Consider the following 20,808-nt stretch of genomic DNA (forward strand, 5'->3'; position numbering starts at 1 on the left):
AACAATGAGTCAAGCGATCGAAGTCAAAGTGCCGGACATCGGCGATTACAAGGACATTCCTGTGATCGAGGTGCTGGTGAAGGCGGGCGATACCGTCGAAAAAGAGCAGTCGCTCATCACGCTGGAATCGGATAAGGCGACGATGGATGTGCCGAGCCCCGCGTCGGGCACGGTCAAGGAAGTGAAGGTCAAGGTGGGCGACAACGTGTCGGAAGGCTCGCTCGTGCTCGTGCTGGACGGCGCGGGTGCGGCCGCGGCGCCGGCTGCTGCGCCTGCCGCGGCACCTGCTGCGGCTCCCGCACCCGCTGCTGCGCCGGCCGCCGCCGCGCCTGCTGCAGCGGCAGCGCCTGCCGCAAGCGGTGGCGTGCAAAGCGTCAAGGTCCCCGACATCGGCGACTACAAGGACGTGCCGGTCATCGAGATCGGCGTGAAGGTCGGCGACCGGGTCGAGAAGGAGCAGTCGCTCGTCACGCTCGAGTCGGACAAGGCGACCATGGACGTGCCGAGCCCGGTGGCCGGCGTCGTCAAGGAAATCAAAGTGAAGGTGGGCGACAACGTGTCGGAAGGCACGGAGATCGTCATCGTCGAAGCAGAGGGCGCAGCGGCGACGGCCGCCGCTCCGGCTGCGAAGCATATCGAAGAGCCGTCGGACGCCCCCGCGCCCGCCGCGGCCAAGCCCGCACCCGCCGCACCGTCGGCGCTCGCGCAGGCGCCGATCATCCCAGCAGGCGAAGGCGGCACGCGCCGTCCGAGCCACGCATCGCCGTCCGTGCGCAAGTTCGCGCGCGATCTGGGCGTGGACGTCGGCCGCGTCACGGGCACGGGTCCCAAGGGCCGCATCACCCAGGACGACGTCACCGCGTTCGTGAAGGGCGTGATGACGGGCGCGCTGGCAGCGCCGGCTGCTGCCGCGGCGCCTGCCGGCGGCGGGGCGGGTCTGAACCTGCTGCCGTGGCCGAAGGTCGACTTCACGAAGTTCGGCCCGATCGATACGCAGCCGCTTTCGCGCATCAAGAAGATTTCCGGCGCGAACCTGCACCGCAACTGGGTCATGATCCCGCACGTCACGAACAACGACGAAGCGGACATCACCGACCTCGAAGCGCTGCGCGTGCAGCTGAACAAGGAAAACGAGAAGTCGGGCGTGAAGTTCACGATGCTCGCGTTCGTCATCAAGGCCTGCGTCGCGGCGCTGAAGAAGTTCCCGGCGTTCAACGCGAGCCTCGACGGCGACAATCTCGTCTTCAAGCAGTACTACCACATCGGTTTTGCCGCTGACACGCCGAATGGCCTCGTCGTGCCGGTGATCCGCGACGCGGACAAGAAGGGCCTCGTCGACATCGCGAAGGAAATGGCCGAGCTCTCGAAGCTCGCGCGCGAAGGCAAGCTCAAGCCCGACCAGATGCAAGGCGGCTGCTTCTCGATCTCGTCGCTCGGCGGCATCGGCGGCACGCACTTCACGCCGATCATCAACGCGCCCGAAGTGGCGATCCTCGGCCTCTCGAAGAGCGCCATGAAGCCGGTGTGGGACGGCAAGCAGTTCGTGCCGCGCCTCACGCTGCCGCTTTCGCTCTCGTACGACCACCGCGTGATCGACGGCGCCGCTGCCGCGCGCTTCAACGCGTACCTCGCTTCGATCCTCGGCGATTTCCGCCGCGTGATTCTGTAAAACCGCTTCGACCGGCTCGCGCCGCGGCGCCGCACCAACGGGTGCGCGTCGCCGTGGGCGCGGCCGGTCGTTCCATAAGGGGACACCATGAGTCTCGTCGAAGTGAAAGTGCCGGATATCGGCGACTTCAAGGACATCGACGTCATCGAAGTCAACATCAAGGCCGGCGACGTCATCGAAAAAGAGCAGACGCTGCTCTCGCTCGAGTCGGACAAGGCCACGATGGAAGTGCCCAGCGATGTCGCGGGCACGGTCAAGGAAGTGAAGATCAAGGCGGGCGACAAGGCGTCGCAAGGCACGGTGATCGCGCTGGTCGAGGCTTCGGAAGGCGCGGCGGCTCCGGCTGCGGCACCGAAGGCCGAGGCACCCAAGGCCGCTGAAGCGCCGAAGGCCGCCGAAGTTTCAAAAACCGCCGCGCCGCAAGCCGGCAGCTTTGGCGGCAGCGCCGATGTCGAATGCGACATGCTCGTGCTCGGCGCCGGCCCCGGCGGCTATTCGGCGGCGTTCCGCTCCGCCGACCTCGGCATGAAGACCGTGCTGGTCGAGCGCTATTCGACGCTCGGCGGCGTGTGCCTGAACGTTGGCTGCATTCCGTCGAAGGCGCTGCTGCACACGGCGCTCGTGATCGACGAAGCCGAAGCGCTCGGCTCGCACGGCATCACGTTCGGCAAGCCGCAGATCGACCTCGACAAGCTGCGCGACTTCAAGTCGGGCGTCGTCAAGAAGCTCACGGGCGGCCTCGCCGGCATGGCGAAGGCGCGCAAGGTCGAAGTCGTGACCGGCCTTGGCACGTTCCTCGATCCGCACCACATGGAAGTGGCAGGCGAGGGCGGCAAGAAGATCGTTCGTTTCAAGCAGGCGATCATCGCTGCCGGCTCGCAGGCCGTGAAGCTGCCGTTCATGCCCGAAGATCCGCGCGTGGTCGACTCGACCGGCGCGCTTGAACTGCGCCAGATCCCGCAGAAGATGCTGGTGATCGGCGGCGGCATTATCGGCCTGGAAATGGCGACGGTCTACGCGACGCTCGGCGCGCAGATCGACGTCGTGGAAATGCTCGACGGCCTGATGGCCGGCGCCGACCGCGATCTCGTGAAGGTCTGGGAGAAGTACAACGCGAAGCGCTTCGCGAACGTCATGCTCAAGACCAAGACCACGAAGGCCGAGGCGAAGGACGACGGCATCTACGTCACCTTCGAAGGCGAGAAGGCGCCGGCCGAAGCGCAGCGCTACGACCTCGTGCTGGTCGCCGTGGGCCGCTCGCCCAACGGCAAGAAGATCGGCGCGGACAAGGCCGGCGTGGCGGTGACGGATCGCGGCTTCATCGAAGTCGACAAGCAGATGCGCACCAATGTGCCGCACATCTTCGCGATTGGCGACGTGGTCGGCCAGCCGATGCTCGCGCACAAGGCCGTGCATGAAGGCCACGTGGCGGCCGAGGCGGCGCACGGCGAGAAGGCGTACTTCGACGCGCTGCAGATTCCTTCGGTGGCTTATACCGATCCGGAAGTGGCGTGGGCCGGCAAGACCGAAGAGCAGTGCAAGGCCGAAGGCATCAAGTACGGCAAGGCGGTGTTCCCGTGGGCCGCTTCGGGCCGCGCGATCGCCAATGGCCGCGACGAGGGCTTCACCAAGCTGATCTTCGACGAAGAGACGCATCGCGTGATCGGTGGCGGCATCGTCGGCCTGAATGCGGGCGACCTCATCAGCGAAGTCTGCCTCGCCGTGGAAATGGGCGCGGACGCGACCGACATCGGCAAGACGATCCATCCGCACCCGACGCTGGGCGAGTCGGTGGGCATGGCTGCCGAGCTGTACGAAGGCGTCTGCACGGACCTGCCGCCGCAAAAGAAGAAGTAAGTTTGCCGCGCGCATGAAGAAACGGCGCACTCCGCGAGGAGTGCGCCGTTTTCATTTGGGAGGTAGCGATGCCGTGGGTCGCTTTGATTGCCTGCGAGAGGCGCAGGAGCGAAAAAAATTCCCGGCCTCCAGCGACCGGGCAAGCGACATGCCGGACCGGAGCGTCAGGTCCGGCACTGGGCGCGCCTTTCAGCGCGCCACAGGTCGATACGCGACGTTCAGGCCGGCTTCTTGGCGGTAGCGGCGGCAGCCGAACGCGAAGCTTGCGCAGCAGCCTTGCTGGCCGCGGCGGTCGCGGCGTTGAAGTTGCTTTCGGCGATTTCGACGGCTTGCTTGGTGGCCTTGTGGACCGTTTCGTAGGTCGTGTTCGCAGCGTTGATGGCCGACTTGATCACGGCGACCGCGGTTTCCGAACCGGCCGGCGCGTTCTTGGCGACGTTGTCGACGAGCGACTGGACCTTGCGGTTTTGCTCTTCGTAGTGCGCTTCAGCAACCTTGGCGAACTCGGCTTGCGTAGCCGAGGCGATTTCATAGACGTGGCGGCCGTACGAGAGCAGCTTTTCGGCGAGCGGTTGAGCGAAGCTCGATTGCAGGGCGAAGAACTCTTGCGCGTCCTTTGCCGACAGTGCGCGCTGCGCCTGTTCCTGCGATTCCGCCAGATTCGAGCGAACGGCCTGAAGGTTCAATTCGACGAGCTTTTCCACGCCTTCGAGCGCCTTGCCGGTCAGACCGAACAGCGTTTCGAGGTTGGCTTTCTGGGCAGCGGCGAATTGCTCAGGGGTCAGCAGACTCATGTTTACGCTCCTGGATGTTTGGCGGCCTCGTTCGCGGGTCGCCTGGAGTAAGTGGCAAGACTCGGAGTGATCTGCACGGCGCTTTGGTGCGTCGCAACATTGATCTCGATTTTAGGTCGCCAAAAACGAAAGTCAAGAACTTTTGGTGCAACGCACAATTACATGAAAGCATTATTAAACAACTGCTTATGCGCCCGGCATGAACGTGTGCTCAGCCGTCTCGCCGAACTGCGGCATAGTGTCTGCATCCTACTTGCTGTGCGGCTTTCCCTGACGAGATCAAGCGTGTCCGCGCTCGATCTGGCAAGATTCAGTCTTACGATGCGCGCCGGATGTGGCGTGCGTCGTACGATTCGTTGAAGTCCGGTGCAGGATTGCGCTGAGCGCGTCCACCAAATTTCGTCATGGAACGTTAAAGCTCCATGGCTGTCGAATGCCCGTCGCGTGGTTCGGCGGCACCGGCGTCAGAGAATCGTCCTCGGTATTTCCCCCACATCAAGTTCTGCATGGCGCGCGCCGTCAATGCGTAGGCAATCAACAAACATTGCCAGCGCAAGGCGCAGCAGGGTGGGGCCACCCAGGCGATTGTCTCTCTCCATCGAATGTGCGAAGCGCATTGGTCAACTCAATTGAAAGCCAGACTTCGGTTTAACGAGTAGCCATAAGTGCTTCAATTTGCGAATTTTTCGTGGTTTTACTACACTTGGCGAACGATCCCGCCGCTTCATCCAGAACACCAATGAAATCCGACAAGCTCCTGTCGTTCAAACTGGTGCCCTCATCGGTTGTCAGTACCGCACTGTCGGTCGCTGTCTCCGTGGTCATCAGCGCGACGCTCGTAGTGCCTGAGGGCGCTTTTGCTGCGTCGCAGGACACCGCTGCGGCCAATCCGGCCAAGGCCAAAAAGACGACCAAAAAGGCCGCAAGCGGCGCGCAGGCGCCTGCGAAGGTTGCCAAAAAATCGGGTGCGACCCGCACCGTCGCCGCGACGGACGATGCGCGCCCGACAGCCAGGAAACGCCGCGTCAGCTACACGATGAACGGCCGCCACCACACGGCGGTACGCCGCGTCGCGTTCGAGCCGCGTCAGCCGACCGTGGGCCAGGCGTTCGGCCTGCATGAAACGCCCGATTCGCTGATGCTGCGCTCGGGTGTTGCTTACGTGGTGGACCAGAACTCGCTGGAGCCGCTCTTCGACAAGAATTCGCATGCGGTCGTGCCGATCGCCTCGATCTCCAAGCTGATGACCGCGATGGTCGTGCTCGATTCGAAGGCGCCGCTCACCGAGCAGATCGAAGTCACCGACGAAGACCGCGATTACGAGAAGAACACCGGTTCGCGCCTCTCGGTGGGCTCGGTGCTCTCGCGCGAAGACATGCTGCATATCGCGCTGATGGCGTCGGAAAACCGCGCGGCGGCGGCGCTTTCGCGTTACTACCCGGGCGGCCGTCCTGCGTTCATCGCGGCCATGAACGCCAAGGCGAAGCAGCTTGGCATGACCGACACGCACTTCGAGAATTCCACGGGGCTCTCCAGCCACAACGTCTCGACTGCGCGTGACCTCGTGAAGATGGTGAACGCGGCCTATCAGTATCCGATGATCCGCCAGTTCTCGACCGATCGCAGCTACGACGTGTTCACGGGCAAGCGCAATCTCGCCTACAACAGCACGAACGCGCTGATCCGCAATCCGTCATGGGACATCGGCCTGCAGAAGACCGGCTTCATCAACGAAGCGGGCGAGTGCCTCGTGATGCAGACGACGGTCCACGGCCGGCCGGTGATCATGGTGCTGCTCGATTCGAGCGGCAAGTATTCGCGTTTCGCCGATGCGACCCGCGTGCGCACGTGGCTCGATAACGGCGGCGCCGACCAGCAGCCGCGCATCACGAGCGCGGACGCTGGCGGTCCGGGCACCTGATCGGGCCCGAAGCCCGGCCTGATATCAGGTCAGTCAAGTCGCTTTCGGCTTCGCCAGTACAAACGCCCCGCAATTGCGGGGCGTTTGCTTTTCGGGCCGGCATGGGCGTTTCCTACGCCATGAGGCTAGCTGTTGGGCGATCGGTTTCGTCAGCAGAATTTCAGTGGTTCGAGACGCGCTGTCCGGCCGGATAGCGCGATTTGGCTGCCGCAAGTTTGTCGGTTGTCAATTGACAACTTCTGCGGCGGCCCCTACACTGAGTTTGCCGATGAGACGATCGCATCCCAAGAAAGAGGTCGAGGCTGCGCTGGCTTATGCCGAATCCAGAGGTTGGTTAGTTCAGCCAGGTAAAGGCAAGGGCCACGCGTGGGGCAGGATGTACTGCCCGTACAACCAGGCAGATTGCCGGTGCGGAGAGTTCTGCATCACGAGCATCTGGAGCACGCCGCGCAACGCCGGCAACCATGCGCATTTGTTGAGGCGCGTGGTCGACAACTGCACGGTGCAGCGCGCGAACGCGCCGCCCGGGCGACCGAGTGCCAAACAGCAGGAGTAACTGATGAACTATGTATTCACGCTCAAGTATCAGCTCGCGCCGGAAGACTGCGATCACGACGACCTCGTGGAGCGGCTGGCGCAAGCGGGCTGCGACGACGCCACGATCGGCGTAGGGCAGCCTGGTCGCATCGCACTGGCATTCGCACGCGAGAGCGAGAGCGCGTGGTCGGCCATCTACTCGGCGTTGCAGAATGTCAAGCAGGCGGCGCCCGGGGCGCGTCTGGTGGAGGCCGCGCCGGATCTGGTCGGCTTGACCGATGTTGCGGACATGACAGGCATGTCGCGTCAGAACATGCGCAAGTTGATGCTCGCGCACACGGTAGATTTTCCGCCGCCTGTGCACGAAGGCAATCCGTCGCTCTGGCATCTCGGCGACATCCTCGCGTGGTTGAGCGGCCGCCAGGGCTACAGCATCGACGTCGCATTGCTGGAGACGGCGTTTACCGCGAAGCAGGTCAATCTGGTGAAGGAGGCGCGCGAAATCGACACGGGCATCAAGCGCCAGCTTGCCGAGCTTGTCGAGTGAGAAGCATGAAGAAGAGAAGCGCCGGACCTGCCGGCGCTTCAGGGACTTCGGCTTGGGTGCGAAGCCGGTTCGCGCAACCGTCGGCCTCAGGCGGTCTGCACGTTGCCTTCGGCGGGCTCCGGGTGATAGCCGAGCGACTCTGAAATCGTGAGCGCCGTCTTGCTCAGTTGCCCGAGCCACGAGTCCTGAAGGCGGTCGGCGGGCGCGGAGAGAGAAAGTCCGGCGACGAGCTTGCCGGTATCGTCGTAGATGCCCGCTGCAATGCAGCGCACGCCCAGTTCCAGCTCTTCGTTATCGCGTGCGCAAGATTGCTGGCGCACGTGCGCGAGTTCGCGCTCCAGCCGGCCAAGGTCGGTAATGCTGTTGCGCGTGTGACCCGAAAGGCCCGTGCGGGTGGCGTAGGCGCGTACGCGATTCGCTTCGTCGGCGGCAAGAAAGAGCTTGCCGACCGAGGTGAGGTGCAGCGGCGCGCGGCCGCCGATTGCCCGCACCACTTGCATGCCGGAGCGTTCCGAGTAAGCGCGCTCGATATAGACGATCTCGTCGCCCTGGCGCACGGAGAGGTTCACGGTCTGGCCCGTGAGGCGATGCAGCTCGCGCATGGGCGTGAGCGCGGCGTCGCGCACCGAGAGGCGCGCCTTCACGAGATTGCCGAGCTCCAGCAGCCGCATGCCGAGCCGGTATGTGCCGGGGTCCGAGCGGTCGACGAGCCGGCAGCTCACCATGTCGTTGAGAATGCGGTGTGCGGTGGAAGGATGGAGTTCGGTGCGTTGCGCGAGATCCTTCAGGCTGACCGGATCGGTGTGCGCGGCGAGCGCGTCGAGGAGGCGCATCATGCGCTCGATCACCTGAATCGAGGTCTTCGGATCCGGATTGGTGTCGGTCATGGGGGGCAAATTCCGGGGGCAGAATCGTTTGGCGCGTATTGGAAACGCGACGCGGAAGCGTGCATTGTATCTCGTATGGTGAAAAAAGACAGCGGCTGACGGGATGGCGCCTCGGCGTGGCGGCCGCGCTAGCAGGCCTGTCTGGCGCGGCCGACGGTCCATCCTGGTGCAGTCCGGCGTTGGTGGTGGCGGCGAAACGTCGGATAATCGGGGACGGTTTTCACGAGGAGTTCCCATGCGAGTCGGTTTGTTCGTCACTTGCCTCATCGACACAATGCGTCCCGAAATCGGTTTTTCGGCGCTCAAGTTGCTCGAGGAGGCCGGCTATGAGGTGGACGTGCCGCCTGCGCAAACCTGCTGCGGCCAACCGGCCTATAACTCGGGCGAACGGGCGCTTGCGCGCGACCTGGCGGAAAAGACGCTGCGCGAATTCGAGCAATTCGACTATGTGGTGGTGCCTTCGGGCTCGTGTGGCGGCATGATCCGCGTGCATTACGGCGATCTCTTTCGCGATGATCCGGAACTGATGGCGCGCTACGGCCGTCTGCGCGAGCGCGTCTACGAATTGACGGACTTCCTCGTGAATGTCGCGAAAGTCACGCTGCCCGAGGGCGAGTTCCGCGGGCCGGTAACCTATCACGACTCCTGCGCGGGACTGCGCGAGCTGGGTGTGAAGGCGCAGCCCCGTGCGCTGCTCGCGCAGCGGGGCGTGGCCGTGCAGGAGATGAAGGACTGCGAGCACTGTTGCGGCTTTGGCGGCACCTTTGCGGTCAAGTACGGCGCAATCTCCACGGCGATCGCCGACGAAAAATGCATGAACGTGCAGGCAAGCGGGGCGGGCGCCGTGGTGCTCGGCGACCTCGGCTGCATGCTGAACATCGAAGGGCGTCTGCGTCGCACCGGCGATTCCAGCACCCGCGTGCTGCATGTCGCCCAGGTGCTGGCCGGCGACGTTTGAGGCGACGCGCGCTCGCCGTCTGGTTGCGGCCAACTGGCTGCATTTTGCTCACCGGGCGAGGCGTCCACGCCATGACGCCACAGCAATTCGCCTGAATCCGACCGCATACGAACGCACACACGCCCCGATTCCACGCCATGCAAGTTCAATCGATGCAATTCAAGGCGCGCGCAGGCCAGAAGCTGGCCGATCAGCGTCTTCAGCAAAACCTCAAGAAGCTCTCGACCAAGTTCGTCTCCGCTCGCGCAGAGGCGATCACGGCGATCGATTTCCCGGCCACGCGCGCCGCGCTCAAGGAGCGGCGCAATCGCGCGCTGGAGAATCTCGACGTCTGGATCGAGCAATTCGAGGCCGAGGCCGCGCGCCGCGGCGTGACGGTCCTGTTCGCCGAGACGGCGCGCGATGCGGCGAAGCTCGTCGCCGAGATCGCGCGCAAGCATGAGGTGCGCAAGGTCATCAAGACGAAGTCGATGGTCTCCGAGGAGATGCAGCTCAATACCGTGCTTGCCGGGATGGGCGTGCAATCCATCGAGACGGATCTCGGCGAATACATCCTGCAGATCAACAATAACGAGCCGCCGAGCCACATCATTGCGCCCGTCGTCCACAAGGACAAGGACGAGATCGCCGATCTGTTCGCGAAGACGCACCACAAGCCGCGCCTGACCGAAATCCCCGACATGACGCGCGAGGCGCGCGAGGTCCTGCGGCCGCATTTCCTTTCGGCGGACATGGGCGTGACGGGCGGCAACTTCCTTGTCGCGGAGACGGGCTCGGTCGTGCTCGTGACGAACGAGGGCAACGAGGGCATGTGCACCGTGATGCCGCGCGTGCATGTGGCGGTCACCGGCATCGAAAAGGTCCTGCCGACGCTCGAGGACCTCGCCACCGCGATGCGCCTGCTGCCGCGCTCCGCTACGGGGCAGGCCACCTCGAACTACTTTTCCGTGCTCACGGGCCCCCGCGGCGCACAGGATCAGGACGGCCCCGAGCATATGTATGTCGTGCTCGTCGACGGTGGGCGCACCGGCCTGATCGGCGGCGAGTTCCAGGAGATGCTGCGCTGCATCCGTTGCGGCGCGTGCATGAACCATTGTCCCGTCTATCAGAAGGTGGGCGGACACGCGTACGGATGGGTATATCCGGGGCCGATGGGGTCGGTGCTCACGCCCAGCTACGTCGGCATCGACAAGGCACTCGATCTGCCGCAGGCCGCCACGCTCTGTGGCGAGTGCAACAGCGTCTGTCCGGTGGGCATACCGCTTTCGGACCTGCTGCGCAAATTGCGCGAGAAGCAGACCGAGCGGCGCCTGCGCCCATGGCGCGAACGCGCGGCGCTGGCGGTCTGGGGATGGTTCGCCCTGCATCCGGGCGCGTATGCGCTGCTCACGAAGCTCGGCGTGCGCGTGCTGGAGCGCATGGGCGGCCAGTCGCAGCTCATTCGCAAACTGCCGTTCGCGCGTGGCTGGACCGATGGGCGTGACATGCCGGCTCCGGTCGGCCGTACGTTCCGCGAGCTGTACGCTGCGCGGCACACGCATCTGGACGCTACGGGGCGTACGCGGAAGACGTGATGACTGGGCTCTCGTCAACGACAGACCGTGCACTGTTTAATCTGCGACAACAGTGTGTTCGTCTTTGCCGGGTTTTTCCTGATTGCGATCGTCTATATCATTTCGACTGGCGATAGTGCGTTGGCACGTGTCGCCCCACAGTCGAGAGAGAGTCGCATCATGAGAAAGAAAATAGTGGTGTATTGGCCGCTGGCGCTGATCGTGCCGCTTGCGGCGATTGCGTGGGCTCACGCCTGGCATACCGCCGAGCAGCAGTTCCCGCTGGCAGCCGATCAAGTGAGCGCCGAATTGGCGCGCACTGTGTCGTATGGCCTGGTTGGCGATGCGGGCGACGTGAAGGCGCCCGTCAAGGCCATGCGCAGCGTGGCGCCGTTGCCGCCGCAGACGAGCGCGATCTAAACGTATCGTTGATTACGCGGGATACGCCCAGCGTACATCGCCGACACTTTGTATAATCGACGCTTCGTTTGCGCCGGGCGGCACGCCTGAAGCCGCTTCCCGCCTCACACCCGACACGATGAAAAAGGTTTCCGTCTGCTTCGTTTGTCTTGGCAATATCTGCCGCTCGCCTACGGCTGAAGCCGTGATGCGGCGTTTTGTCGACGAGGCGGGTTTGAGCACGCACGTGTCGGTCGATTCGGCGGGCACCGGCGACTGGCATATCGGCGAGGCGCCCGACGAACGCGCCCAGCGCGCCGCGGCGAAGCGCGGCTACGATCTGGCGCCGCTGCGCGCCCGTCAGATCGCGCCGGAAGACTTTGGCACGTTCGACCTGATCGTTGCGATGGACGACGCCAATGTGACGGCGCTCCAGCAGGTGGCGCCTTCTGCCGGGCGCGACAAGATTCGTCTGCTGATGGAATTCGCTCCACACGCGCAGGAGCGCGTCGTTACCGACCCCTATTTTGGTGGCGACGCCGGGTTCGAGGCGGTGCTTGACCAGTGCGAAGCGGCCTGTTCGGGCTTGCTGTCGGCACTGCGTCCGCGGCTGGCGGACTGAGATGAACGTTGCGGCGCATCCTCGTGCAGGTTTCGCGCCGTTTTCCCTTTTCGTCATGCGCCTAATAACCCGGATGGCGGCGCGGATACTTGACTAAACTAGTCATGTATTTATACTTGACGAAAATTGTCGAGAATAGCGGTTCCCCTACATCATGAGACTCACCACCAAAGGCCGTTTCGCCGTTACGGCGATGATCGACCTGGCCCTGCGCCAGGAGCAGGGCCCGGTGACGCTTGCGGGTATCAGCCAGCGCCAGCATATCTCGCTGTCGTACCTGGAACAGTTGTTCGGCAAGCTGCGCCGTCATGAAATCGTCGAATCGGTCCGTGGGCCGGGCGGCGGCTATAACCTCGCGCGCCGCGCGGAGGACGTCACCGTTGCGGACATCATCATCGCCGTGGACGAGCCGCTCGACGCGACCCAGTGCGGCGGCAAGGGCGCTTGCGAAGGCACCAAGCAGCACGACGGCCACTGCATGACGCACGAGCTCTGGTCGACGCTGAACCAGAAGATGGTCGAGTACCTCGATTCGGTTTCGCTGAAGGATCTGGTGGACAAGCAGCGCGCCCGCGAAGGCGCCGCGCCCACCGTCCTGCGCGACCGCCGCACCGAGGCGCCGGCAATGGAGCCGGTGCGCACGGTGCCGCTCGGGCCGAATTCCATATTCAACATGGCCGGTTCCTGATCCTGAACCTGGTTCTCGATCCCGACTACGGCCAGCGCAATACACAGAGCAGCAGACAGAATCCCCCGGAGCGATAGATGAATAACGACATTCCCCACCTGCCCATTTATATGGACTACAGCGCGACGACGCCTGTCGACCCGCGCGTGGTGGACAAGATGATTCCGTATCTGCGCGAGCAGTTCGGCAATCCGGCGTCGCGCAGCCACGCCTACGGCTGGGACGCGGAGCGTGCCGTCGAGGAAGCGCGCGAGAACGTCGCGGCGCTCGTGAACGCCGACCCGCGCGAAATCATCTGGACCTCCGGTGCAACCGAATCGGACAACCTCGCGATCAAGGGTGCCGCGCACTTCTACAAGAGCAAGGGCAAGCACATCATCACGGTGAAGACCGAGCACAAGGCCGTGCTCGACACCTGCCGCGAGCTCGAGCGCGAAGGCTACGAAGTCACCTATCTGGACGTGAAGGAAGACGGCCTGATCGACCTCGAAGTGTTCAAGGCCGCGCTGCGTCCCGACACGATCCTCGTTTCGGTCATGCACGTGAACAACGAGATCGGCGTGATCCAGGATATCGAGGCGATCGGCGAGATCTGCCGCGAGAAGGGCATCATTTTCCACGTCGATGCCGCGCAATCGACCGGCAAGGCGCCCATCGACCTGCAAAAGCTCAAGGTCGACCTGATGTCGTTCTCGGCGCACAAGACCTACGGTCCGAAGGGCATCGGCGCGCTGTACGTGCGCCGCAAGCCGCGCGTGCGTATCGAAGCGCAGATGCACGGTGGCGGCCATGAGCGCGGCATGCGCTCGGGCACGCTCGCGACGCACCAGATCGTCGGCATGGGCGAGGCGTTCCGCATCGCGCGCGAAGAAATGGCGACGGAAAACGAGCGCGTGCGCATGCTGCGCGACCGTCTGCTCAAGGGCCTCTCGGAAATCGAAGAGACCTACGTGAACGGCGACATGGAAAAGCGGGTCCCGCACAACCTGAACATCAGCTTCAACTTCGTCGAAGGCGAGTCGCTGATCATGGCGGTCAAGGACGTGGCGGTGTCGTCGGGCTCGGCGTGCACCTCGGCGTCGCTGGAGCCGTCGTACGTGCTGCGCGCGCTCGGCCGCAACGACGAGCTGGCGCACAGCTCGATCCGCTTCACGGTGGGCCGCTTCACGACCGAACAGGACGTCGACTACGTGATCAACCTGCTGCAGACGAAGATCGCCAAGCTGCGCGAGCTCTCGCCGCTGTGGGAAATGCACCAGGATGGCATCGACCTGTCGACCATCCAGTGGGCGGCGCATTAAGGCTTACTGGAAGCAGCTGGCAGCGAAAATCGAACCGGCCGCAGCGCAAAACAGATGCAGCGCGGCAAACACGAATTGAAGGAGTGTGATCATGGCATATAGCGACAAGGTTCTGGACCACTACGAAAACCCGCGCAACGTCGGCTCGTTCGCGAAGGACGACGACGCGGTCGGCACCGGCATGGTTGGCGCGCCCGCATGCGGCGACGTCATGAAGCTGCAGATCCGCGTGGGCGCGGACGGTGTCATCGAAGACGCGAAGTTCAAGACCTATGGCTGCGGCTCGGCCATCGCTTCGAGCTCGCTCGTGACCGAGTGGGTGAAGGGCAAGACGCTCGATCAGGCACTCGACATCAAGAACACGCAGATCGCTGAAGAACTGGCGCTGCCGCCGGTGAAGATCCACTGCTCGATTCTCGCGGAAGACGCGATCAAGGCAGCGGTGGCCGATTACCGTCAGCGTCACACGACGGAAGCAAAGGCCGACGCGGCTTAAGGACTGGTCAGGGCGAGAACGTTATGGCAATCACGTTGACAGAAAAAGCGGCACAGCACGTGCAGAAGTACCTGGTCCGTCGCGGCAAGGGCGTGGGCTTGCGCCTTGGCGTGCGTACGACGGGCTGCTCGGGCCTCGCCTACAAGCTCGAATATGTCGACGAGCTCGCGCCCGAGGACAACGTGTTCGAGAGCCACGGCGTGAAGGTCATCGTGGACCCGAAGAGCCTCTCCTATATCGACGGCACGGAGCTCGACTTCGTGCGCGAAGGCCTGAACGAGGGCTTCAAGTTCAACAACCCGAACGTGAAGGACGAGTGCGGTTGCGGCGAGTCCTTCCGCGTTTGAGCCCGCGCGTTGCGCTGAAAAGGCGGCCTGTGCCGCCTTTTTGATTTTTTGATGCGGCGCACCGCACGACAGCAGTGCGCCCGATCCTGACGACAGCCCCACCCGAACGTTCATTCCGATGGCCTCGCTTTCCTCGCTCTCCGATAGCCATTTCGTGCTGTTCGGCCTGCCCGAGCAGTTCGCGCTCGACGCCGCCTCGCTCGACCACGCGTACCGCACCGTGCAGGCGCAGGTGCACCCCGACCGCTTCGCCGCGGCCGGCGAGGCACAAAAACGCGTGGCGATGCAGTGGGCCACGCGCGCGAACGAGGCGTACCAGACGCTGCGCGACCCGCTCAAGCGCGCGACGTACTTGCTGCATTTGCGCGGCCTCGACGTCGGCGCGGAGAACAACACGGCCATGGAGCCCGCGTTCCTGATGCAGCAGATGGAGTGGCGCGAGGCGATCGAGGACGCGGTGGGCGCGAAGAACGTCGATGCGCTCGATGCGCTGCTCGCCGAATTGCGCGACGACGAGCGCGTGCGCCTCGCGAAGCTCGGCGCGCTGCTCGACAGCGGCTCGAACCAGCCGGCGGCGGAAGCCGTGCGCCAGTTGATGTTCGTCGAGCGCGTGGCGGCCGAAGTCGACGCGCAGATCGAGCGGCTGGAAGGCTAGGGCTCCCCGGCCAGGCGCCCCCGCTGGGCGTGCGGCAGAAAAGAGCGTAGAACACGGATACAGGACAGGGTTGCCGACGCATCGATACGCATCGATCGACGACGTGAGGCGGCCCGCAACAGATCACACAGATGGCATTACTGCAAATCTCCGAACCCGGCATGGCGCCGGCGCCGCATCAGCGGCGGCTCGCCGTCGGCATCGACCTCGGCACGACGAACTCGCTGGTCGCCGCGGTGCGCAGCGGCGTGCCCGACGTGCTGCCCGACGAAGACGGCCACGTGCTGCTCCCGTCGGTCGTGCGCTATCTCGCGAACGGCGGCCGTCGCATCGGCCGTACGGCCAAGTCCGACGCGGCCACCGACCCGCGCAACACGATCGTCTCGGTCAAGCGCTTCATGGGCCGCGGCAAGGCCGAGGTGGAAGGCGCGGTCAACGCGCCGTACGAATTCGTCGACGCGCCGGGCATGGTGCAGATCCAGACCATCGACGGCGTGAAAAGCCCGGTCGAAGTCTCGGCGGAAATCCTCGCGACGCTGCGCCAGCGCGCCGAAGACACGCTCGGCGACGATCTCGTCGGCGCGGTCATCACGGTGCCGGCGTACTTCGACGAGGCGCAGCGCCAGGCGACCAAGGACGCCGCGCGCCTTGCGGGCCTGAACGTGCTGCGCCTGCTCAACGAGCCGACGGCGGCGGCCATCGCCTACGGGCTGGACAACGGCGCCGAAGGGCTCTACGCGGTGTACGACCTCGGCGGCGGCACCTTCGACCTGTCGATTCTCAAGCTCACGAAGGGCGTATTCGAAGTCCTCGCGGCGGGTGGCGATTCCGCGCTCGGCGGCGACGATTTCGATCACGCCCTCTTTGCCTGGGCGCTCGAGCAGTCCGGCATCGAGCGCGCCACGCTCGCGCCCGAAGACGTGCGCCTCTTGCTCGACCGCGTGCGTGATGCGAAAGAAGCGCTCTCGGCGGCGCCCGAGGCGCGCATCGAGGTCGCGCTTTCGAACGGCAAGCAGATTGCGCTGACGATCGACGAGCCGCGCTTCGAGGCGCTCACGCAGGCGCTCGTGCAGCGCACGCTCACGCCCACGAAGAAGGCGCTGCGCGACGCCAGGGTGACCGCGAAGGACGTAAAGGGCGTAGTGCTGGTGGGCGGCGCGACGCGCATGCCGGTGATCCGGCGCGCCGTCGAGCAGTTCTTCGGCCAGCCGCCGCTCACGAATCTGGACCCGGATCAGGTCGTCGCGCTCGGCGCGGCGATCCAGGCCGACCTGCTCGCCGGCAACCGCGGCGGCGAAGACGACTGGCTGCTGCTCGATGTGATCCCGCTCTCGCTCGGCGTGGAGACGATGGGCGGCCTCGTCGAGAAGATCATCCCGCGCAACTCGACCATTCCGGTCGCGCGCGCGCAGGACTTCACGACCTTCAAGGACGGCCAGACCGCGATGGCGATCCACGTGGTGCAGGGCGAGCGCGAGCTCGTCTCCGACTGCCGCTCGCTCGCACGCTTCGAGCTGCGTGGCATTCCGCCGATGGCGGCGGGCGCGGCGCGCATCCGCGTGACCTACCAGGTGGACGCCGATGGCCTCTTGTCCGTGTTCGCGCGCGAGCAGATCTCGGGCGTGGAGGCGTCGGTGGTGGTGAAGCCGTCCTACGGCCTCGCCGACGACGACATCGCGAAGATGCTCGAAGACAGCTTCAAGACGGCCGACATCGACATGCGCGCACGCGCGTTGCGCGAGGCGCAGGTGGAGGCGCAGCGCGTCGTCGAAGCGACGAATTCCGCACTGGCCGCCGATGGCGAGCTGCTGAACGCCGAGGAGCGCGCGCAGCTCGATGCGCTGATCGCCGCGCTCGTGCAAATCGTGCAGGGCGAGGACACCGACGCGATCGAAGCGGCGACCAAGTCGCTCGCCGAGGGCACCGACGAGTTCGCCGCACGGCGCATGGACAAGGGCATCAAGCGCGCGCTCGCGGGCAAGAAGCTCGACGAGATCGGCTAAATGCGCGCTTCGATGCGCGATCAATGAACGTTATGGACGTTTGAACGCGCGCCGGCAAACGCACCGGAAAGCACGCCACGCGTGCGTGCTTTCCCGATGCAGCCAGGTGCGCGACGTCAGTAGAATGGGCGATGACACCGTCGGCAGACGGGGCGCGCCCGATACAGAAGTTATTGGATACGGAAATCACAATGCCTCAAATCGTGGTGCTGCCCCATGTCGAACTGTGTCCGGAGGGCGCGGTCATCGACGCCAAGCCGGGTGAGAGTGTGTGCGATGCGCTGCTGGAGCACGGCATCGAGATCGAACATGCGTGCGAGAAGTCGTGCGCGTGCACGACCTGTCACGTGATCGTGCGTGAAGGGTTCAACGCGCTCGAGCCGTCGGAAGAAACTGAAGACGACCTGCTCGACAAGGCCTGGGGTCTGGAGCCGACTTCGCGGCTGTCGTGCCAGGCCATCGTGCCCGCCGAAGATGACCTGGTGGTCGAGATTCCGCGTTACTCGATCAACCACGCGAAGGAAAACCACTAATCCATCGGAGAGAGGAGCGCGCTGTCATGAAATGGACCGATACGCAGGACATCGCAATGGCGTTGACGGATACGCATCCGGACATCGACCCGCAGTATGTGCGCTTCACCGATCTGCATCGCTGGATCACCGAGCTCGAAGGTTTCGACGACGATCCCGCGCGCTCGAACGAGAAGATCCTCGAGGCCATCCAGGCGGCCTGGATCGAAGACTCGGAGTATTGATTCCGCGTTCGCGGGCTCAGTTGCCGGTGGCCTTGGTCCGCCGCCGGTCGCAATGAAAAAGGCGATTCGCCCTGGTGGCGGATCGCCTTTTTCATTGATGGGCCGCGCGCGTTAGCGGCCGGCGCACGCAGCGACGTGCCAGCAGTCAAGCATCGTCAGGCCGCGGCAAGCGTGCCGTTTTCGACGCGCACGCGCTGGCCTTGCTGGAACGGCGGCGCCTGGTGATACGTGAAGTAGCGCATCTTGCCGTTGTCCATGCGCACGCGCACCGAGTAGCTCGTGGTGCTGCGCAGATGCTTTTCCACCGCGTTGCCGCCGAGGCCGCCACCCAGCGCACCCAGCAGCGTCATGGCCGTGCGGCCATTGCCGCTGCCGAACTGATTGCCGACCACGCCGCCCACCACTGCGCCGCCCACCGCACCGATGCCGGTGCCATGGCCTTCCTGGCGCGTCTCGGAGATACCCTCGACCACGCCGCAAGAGGCGCACGCTGCCTGCTGGGGCGGTGCTTCCTGAGCGTATTGCTGCGGCTGCTGGCCGTACTGAGGCGGTGGGGCGGCCGGTGCCGCGCCCGGCTGCTGGGCGGCCGGCGCAGGCTGCGGTTGCGCGGGCTCATTCGCGGGTTCGTTGTTCGGGACCGCAACCGGCGCGCCGTTCTGTGCGATTTGCGCGCTGGTCGCGGGCCGGGTCGAGTCGACCACCGGCGCCGAAGCCATCACTGTGGTTTGGCCGGTCTGGCTTTGTGCGCTCTGCTCGGTCGTGCTCGATGCCTTGGGGAAGACGCCGGTGATGGCCGCCGTGGCTGCGAGGCTCGCGACGATCACAGCCGCCGCGGCGGTTGCGACGAGCGGATGAATACGGCGGTTCGGTGTGGTCGGTTTCGGATCGGGATTGTTCATGACAGGCTCCGTCTTAAGCAGAGTTGGCTTTGTTCAGACCAGTTTGAGGCAATTCAGCAGCCCGGGCGTTTCAATTTGTAACCCTGCTAGCGTGTGCGCAAGCCGAAAAAGGGATCAAACAAATGCGGCCGCCGCGTAGCCCTGTGCGATGCGGGTTTCAGGCATCGCGCATCTGGCATGCCCGGGAAGCGGGCCGGTCGCTTTTACCGCTGGTTACAAACAGCTGAACGACGAGCTGAACGACGGCTGACAAGCAGCCGTGCAAGCGCAACGAAAAACGTGTGGAAAAAGGCAAACGGGGCGCATGCGGCGTGAACCGCATGCGCCCCGTTCAGCGCGTCTGTAACGAATCAGGCGCGCCGTGCCATCTCGATGCTTAGTCTTCGCGGCGCAGATGCGGGAAGAGAATGACGTCGCGGATGCTTGCGCTGTCCGTGAGCAGCATGATCAGACGGTCAATGCCGATACCGCAGCCGCCAGTCGGAGGCATGCCGTATTCGAGCGCGCGGATGTAGTCGGCGTCGTAGAACATCGCTTCCTCGTCGCCGGCGTCCTTCTGCTCGACCTGCTTCTTGAAGCGCGCGGCCTGGTCTTCCGGATCGTTGAGCTCCGAAAAGCCGTTGGCGATTTCGCGGCCGGTGATGAAGAGCTCGAAGCGCTCGGTGATGCCCGGGGCCGTGTCGGAGGCGCGCGCGAGCGGCGAAACCTCGACGGGGTAGTCGATGATGAAAGTCGGCTCCCACAGCTGCGACTCGGCGGTCTCTTCGAAGAGGGCGAGCTGCAGCGATCCCACGCCCGCGTTCAGGAACGCCGGCTGGTTCGCGTCCACGCCGAACTTCTTGAGCTCGGCGCGCAGGAAGGCGGCGTCGGCGAGCTGCTCGTTCGTGTACTGCGGCGCGTACTTCTGGATTGCCTGGGTGATCGTCAGGCGATGGAACGGCTTCGAAAGATCGAGCTCGCGGCCCTGGTAGGTGAGCACGGCGTTGCCGCGCGCATCCACGGCGGCCTGGCGGATCAGCTGTTCCGTGAAGTCCATGAGCCACGTGTAGTCCGTATACGCGGCGTAGAACTCCATCATCGTGAATTCCGGATTGTGACGCGGCGAGACGCCTTCGTTACGGAAATTCCGGTTGATTTCGAACACGCGCTCGAAGCCGCCCACGACGAGGCGCTTCAGATAGAGCTCGGGCGCGATGCGCATGAACATCTGCATGTCGAGCGCGTTGTGGTGCGTAACGAAGGGCTTCGCCGCCGCGCCGCCCGGGATCGGGTGCAGCATGGGCGTTTCGACTTCCATGAAGCCGGCGTCGGCCATGAAGCGGCGCACCGACGAGATCGCCTTCGTGCGCGCGACGAAGGTCTCGCGCGCTTCGGGCGTGACGATCAGGTCGACGTAGCGCTGGCGATAGCGCATTTCCTGGTCCGAGAGACCGTGGAACTTGTCCGGCAGCGGACGCAGCGACTTCGAGAGCAGGCGCAGCTCCGTGCAGCGCACCGAGAGCTCGCCCTTGTTGGTGCGGAACAGCACGCCTCTCGCCGCGACGATGTCACCCAGGTCCCACTTCTTGAATGCGTCGTAGGTGGTCTCGCCCACGTCGGCGGGCGTGATGAAGAACTGGATCTGGCCCGAGCCGTCGCGCACCGTCGCAAAGCTCGCCTTGCCCATCACGCGCTTGAGCATCATGCGGCCGGCGACCGAAACTTCGAGAGATTGGGATTCGAGCGCGTCCTTGTCGGTGTCGGCGTAGTCGCGCTGGAGGTCGGCAGCGTGGTGGGTGGGACGGAAGTCGTTCGGATAGGCGACACCCGCTTCGCGCAGCGCGCGCAGCTTTTCGCGGCGCTCGGCGATGATCTGGTTGTCGTCGACTTCGGGCGCGGCGCTGGCCGCGTTCGGCTGGGTCGGTTCGGTCATGGTGGC

The 20,808-nt window shown here is 64.6% G+C and carries 21 protein-coding genes; 17 read left to right on the forward strand and 4 right to left on the reverse strand.

Annotated elements, in window-relative coordinates; genetic code table 11:
• The first annotated feature begins 4 nt into the window (after nucleotides 1-4).
• Complete coding sequence (aceF, locus tag BO1_RS06520; protein WP_028216867.1) at nucleotides 5-1,669, forward strand: dihydrolipoyllysine-residue acetyltransferase; 1,665 nt, start codon at nucleotides 5-7, stop codon at nucleotides 1,667-1,669.
• An 87-nt stretch (nucleotides 1,670-1,756) separates the two neighbouring features.
• Entirely contained in the window at nucleotides 1,757-3,526 is a 1,770-nt protein-coding gene (lpdA, locus tag BO1_RS06525; RefSeq protein ID WP_028216868.1) for a dihydrolipoyl dehydrogenase, read from the forward strand.
• A gap of 218 nt (nucleotides 3,527-3,744) precedes the next feature.
• Here lpdA and BO1_RS06530 read toward each other — a convergent pair whose 3' ends face one another.
• Nucleotides 3,745-4,320 (reverse strand): phasin family protein, encoded by a 576-nt coding sequence (locus BO1_RS06530; protein ID WP_028216869.1) that lies wholly within the window; start codon nucleotides 4,318-4,320, stop codon nucleotides 3,745-3,747.
• Nucleotides 4,321-5,059: 739 nt separating this feature from the next.
• On the opposite strand from BO1_RS06530, the gene pbpG reads away from it, so the two are divergent.
• The 3 genes from pbpG (at nucleotide 5,060) to BO1_RS06550 (ending at nucleotide 7,325) form a co-directional block, all read left to right on the forward strand.
• The gene (gene pbpG / locus BO1_RS06540) at nucleotides 5,060-6,241 is read left to right on the forward strand and encodes a D-alanyl-D-alanine endopeptidase (RefSeq protein WP_028216870.1); all 1,182 of its coding nucleotides are present in this window, start codon (nucleotides 5,060-5,062) and stop codon (nucleotides 6,239-6,241) included.
• Between the two features lie 268 nt (nucleotides 6,242-6,509).
• Entirely contained in the window at nucleotides 6,510-6,797 is a 288-nt protein-coding gene (locus BO1_RS60965; protein WP_043283961.1) for a hypothetical protein, read from the forward strand.
• A gap of 3 nt (nucleotides 6,798-6,800) precedes the next feature.
• Nucleotides 6,801-7,325: a helix-turn-helix transcriptional regulator gene (locus BO1_RS06550; RefSeq protein ID WP_028216871.1), complete on the forward strand. Its 525-nt coding sequence runs from the start codon at nucleotides 6,801-6,803 to the stop codon at nucleotides 7,323-7,325.
• An 86-nt stretch (nucleotides 7,326-7,411) separates the two neighbouring features.
• Here BO1_RS06550 and BO1_RS06555 read toward each other — a convergent pair whose 3' ends face one another.
• On the reverse strand, nucleotides 7,412-8,212 hold the full coding sequence (locus BO1_RS06555) for an IclR family transcriptional regulator (RefSeq protein WP_028216872.1): 801 nt from the start codon (nucleotides 8,210-8,212) through the stop codon (nucleotides 7,412-7,414).
• Nucleotides 8,213-8,447: 235 nt separating this feature from the next.
• Between BO1_RS06555 and BO1_RS06560 the strand changes: the two genes are divergently transcribed.
• From BO1_RS06560 to iscX, 12 genes are all read left to right on the forward strand, one after another.
• The gene (locus tag BO1_RS06560) at nucleotides 8,448-9,170 is read left to right on the forward strand and encodes a (Fe-S)-binding protein (protein ID WP_028216873.1); all 723 of its coding nucleotides are present in this window, start codon (nucleotides 8,448-8,450) and stop codon (nucleotides 9,168-9,170) included.
• 137 nt (nucleotides 9,171-9,307) lie between these two features.
• Entirely contained in the window at nucleotides 9,308-10,744 is a 1,437-nt protein-coding gene (locus BO1_RS06565) for a lactate utilization protein B (RefSeq protein ID WP_028216874.1), read from the forward strand.
• A 159-nt stretch (nucleotides 10,745-10,903) separates the two neighbouring features.
• The gene (locus tag BO1_RS06570; protein ID WP_028216875.1) at nucleotides 10,904-11,143 is read left to right on the forward strand and encodes a hypothetical protein; all 240 of its coding nucleotides are present in this window, start codon (nucleotides 10,904-10,906) and stop codon (nucleotides 11,141-11,143) included.
• Nucleotides 11,144-11,261: 118 nt separating this feature from the next.
• A complete protein-coding gene (locus tag BO1_RS06575) occupies nucleotides 11,262-11,744 on the forward strand; it encodes a low molecular weight protein-tyrosine-phosphatase (RefSeq protein WP_028216876.1) in 483 nt (160 codons plus the stop codon).
• 154 nt (nucleotides 11,745-11,898) lie between these two features.
• Nucleotides 11,899-12,432 carry a Fe-S cluster assembly transcriptional regulator IscR gene (gene iscR, locus BO1_RS06580; RefSeq protein WP_028216877.1) on the forward strand — a complete coding sequence of 178 codons (534 nt, stop codon included), beginning with the start codon at nucleotides 11,899-11,901 and terminating at the stop codon, nucleotides 12,430-12,432.
• A 77-nt stretch (nucleotides 12,433-12,509) separates the two neighbouring features.
• Nucleotides 12,510-13,733, forward strand: coding sequence for an IscS subfamily cysteine desulfurase (locus tag BO1_RS06585; RefSeq protein ID WP_028216878.1), 1,224 nt, complete (start codon nucleotides 12,510-12,512; stop codon nucleotides 13,731-13,733).
• Between the two features lie 91 nt (nucleotides 13,734-13,824).
• Nucleotides 13,825-14,229 carry a Fe-S cluster assembly scaffold IscU gene (gene iscU, locus BO1_RS06595; RefSeq protein WP_028216879.1) on the forward strand — a complete coding sequence of 135 codons (405 nt, stop codon included), beginning with the start codon at nucleotides 13,825-13,827 and terminating at the stop codon, nucleotides 14,227-14,229.
• A 23-nt stretch (nucleotides 14,230-14,252) separates the two neighbouring features.
• Nucleotides 14,253-14,576: an iron-sulfur cluster assembly protein IscA gene (gene iscA / locus BO1_RS06600; protein ID WP_028216880.1), complete on the forward strand. Its 324-nt coding sequence runs from the start codon at nucleotides 14,253-14,255 to the stop codon at nucleotides 14,574-14,576.
• Between the two features lie 118 nt (nucleotides 14,577-14,694).
• Nucleotides 14,695-15,231: a Fe-S protein assembly co-chaperone HscB gene (gene hscB, locus BO1_RS06605; protein WP_028216881.1), complete on the forward strand. Its 537-nt coding sequence runs from the start codon at nucleotides 14,695-14,697 to the stop codon at nucleotides 15,229-15,231.
• Nucleotides 15,232-15,362: 131 nt separating this feature from the next.
• The gene (gene hscA, locus BO1_RS06610) at nucleotides 15,363-17,234 is read left to right on the forward strand and encodes a Fe-S protein assembly chaperone HscA (protein WP_028216882.1); all 1,872 of its coding nucleotides are present in this window, start codon (nucleotides 15,363-15,365) and stop codon (nucleotides 17,232-17,234) included.
• 191 nt (nucleotides 17,235-17,425) lie between these two features.
• Entirely contained in the window at nucleotides 17,426-17,767 is a 342-nt protein-coding gene (gene fdx, locus BO1_RS06615) for an ISC system 2Fe-2S type ferredoxin (RefSeq protein WP_028216883.1), read from the forward strand.
• 26 nt (nucleotides 17,768-17,793) lie between these two features.
• Nucleotides 17,794-17,991, forward strand: coding sequence for a Fe-S cluster assembly protein IscX (gene iscX, locus BO1_RS06620; RefSeq protein WP_028216884.1), 198 nt, complete (start codon nucleotides 17,794-17,796; stop codon nucleotides 17,989-17,991).
• Nucleotides 17,992-18,146: 155 nt separating this feature from the next.
• Here the strand turns inward: iscX and BO1_RS06625 are convergent, their stop codons facing one another.
• Together BO1_RS06625 and lysS are read right to left on the reverse strand one after the other, a co-directional pair.
• Entirely contained in the window at nucleotides 18,147-18,890 is a 744-nt protein-coding gene (locus BO1_RS06625; protein ID WP_028216885.1) for a glycine zipper 2TM domain-containing protein, read from the reverse strand.
• A gap of 376 nt (nucleotides 18,891-19,266) precedes the next feature.
• Nucleotides 19,267-20,802 carry a lysine--tRNA ligase gene (lysS, locus tag BO1_RS06630; protein ID WP_028216886.1) on the reverse strand — a complete coding sequence of 512 codons (1,536 nt, stop codon included), beginning with the start codon at nucleotides 20,800-20,802 and terminating at the stop codon, nucleotides 19,267-19,269.
• Nucleotides 20,803-20,808 lie beyond the last annotated feature (6 nt).

Origin of the sequence: Paraburkholderia oxyphila NBRC 105797, from assembly GCF_000685075.1 — a bacterium.
Classification (GTDB): domain Bacteria; phylum Pseudomonadota; class Gammaproteobacteria; order Burkholderiales; family Burkholderiaceae; genus Paraburkholderia; species Paraburkholderia oxyphila.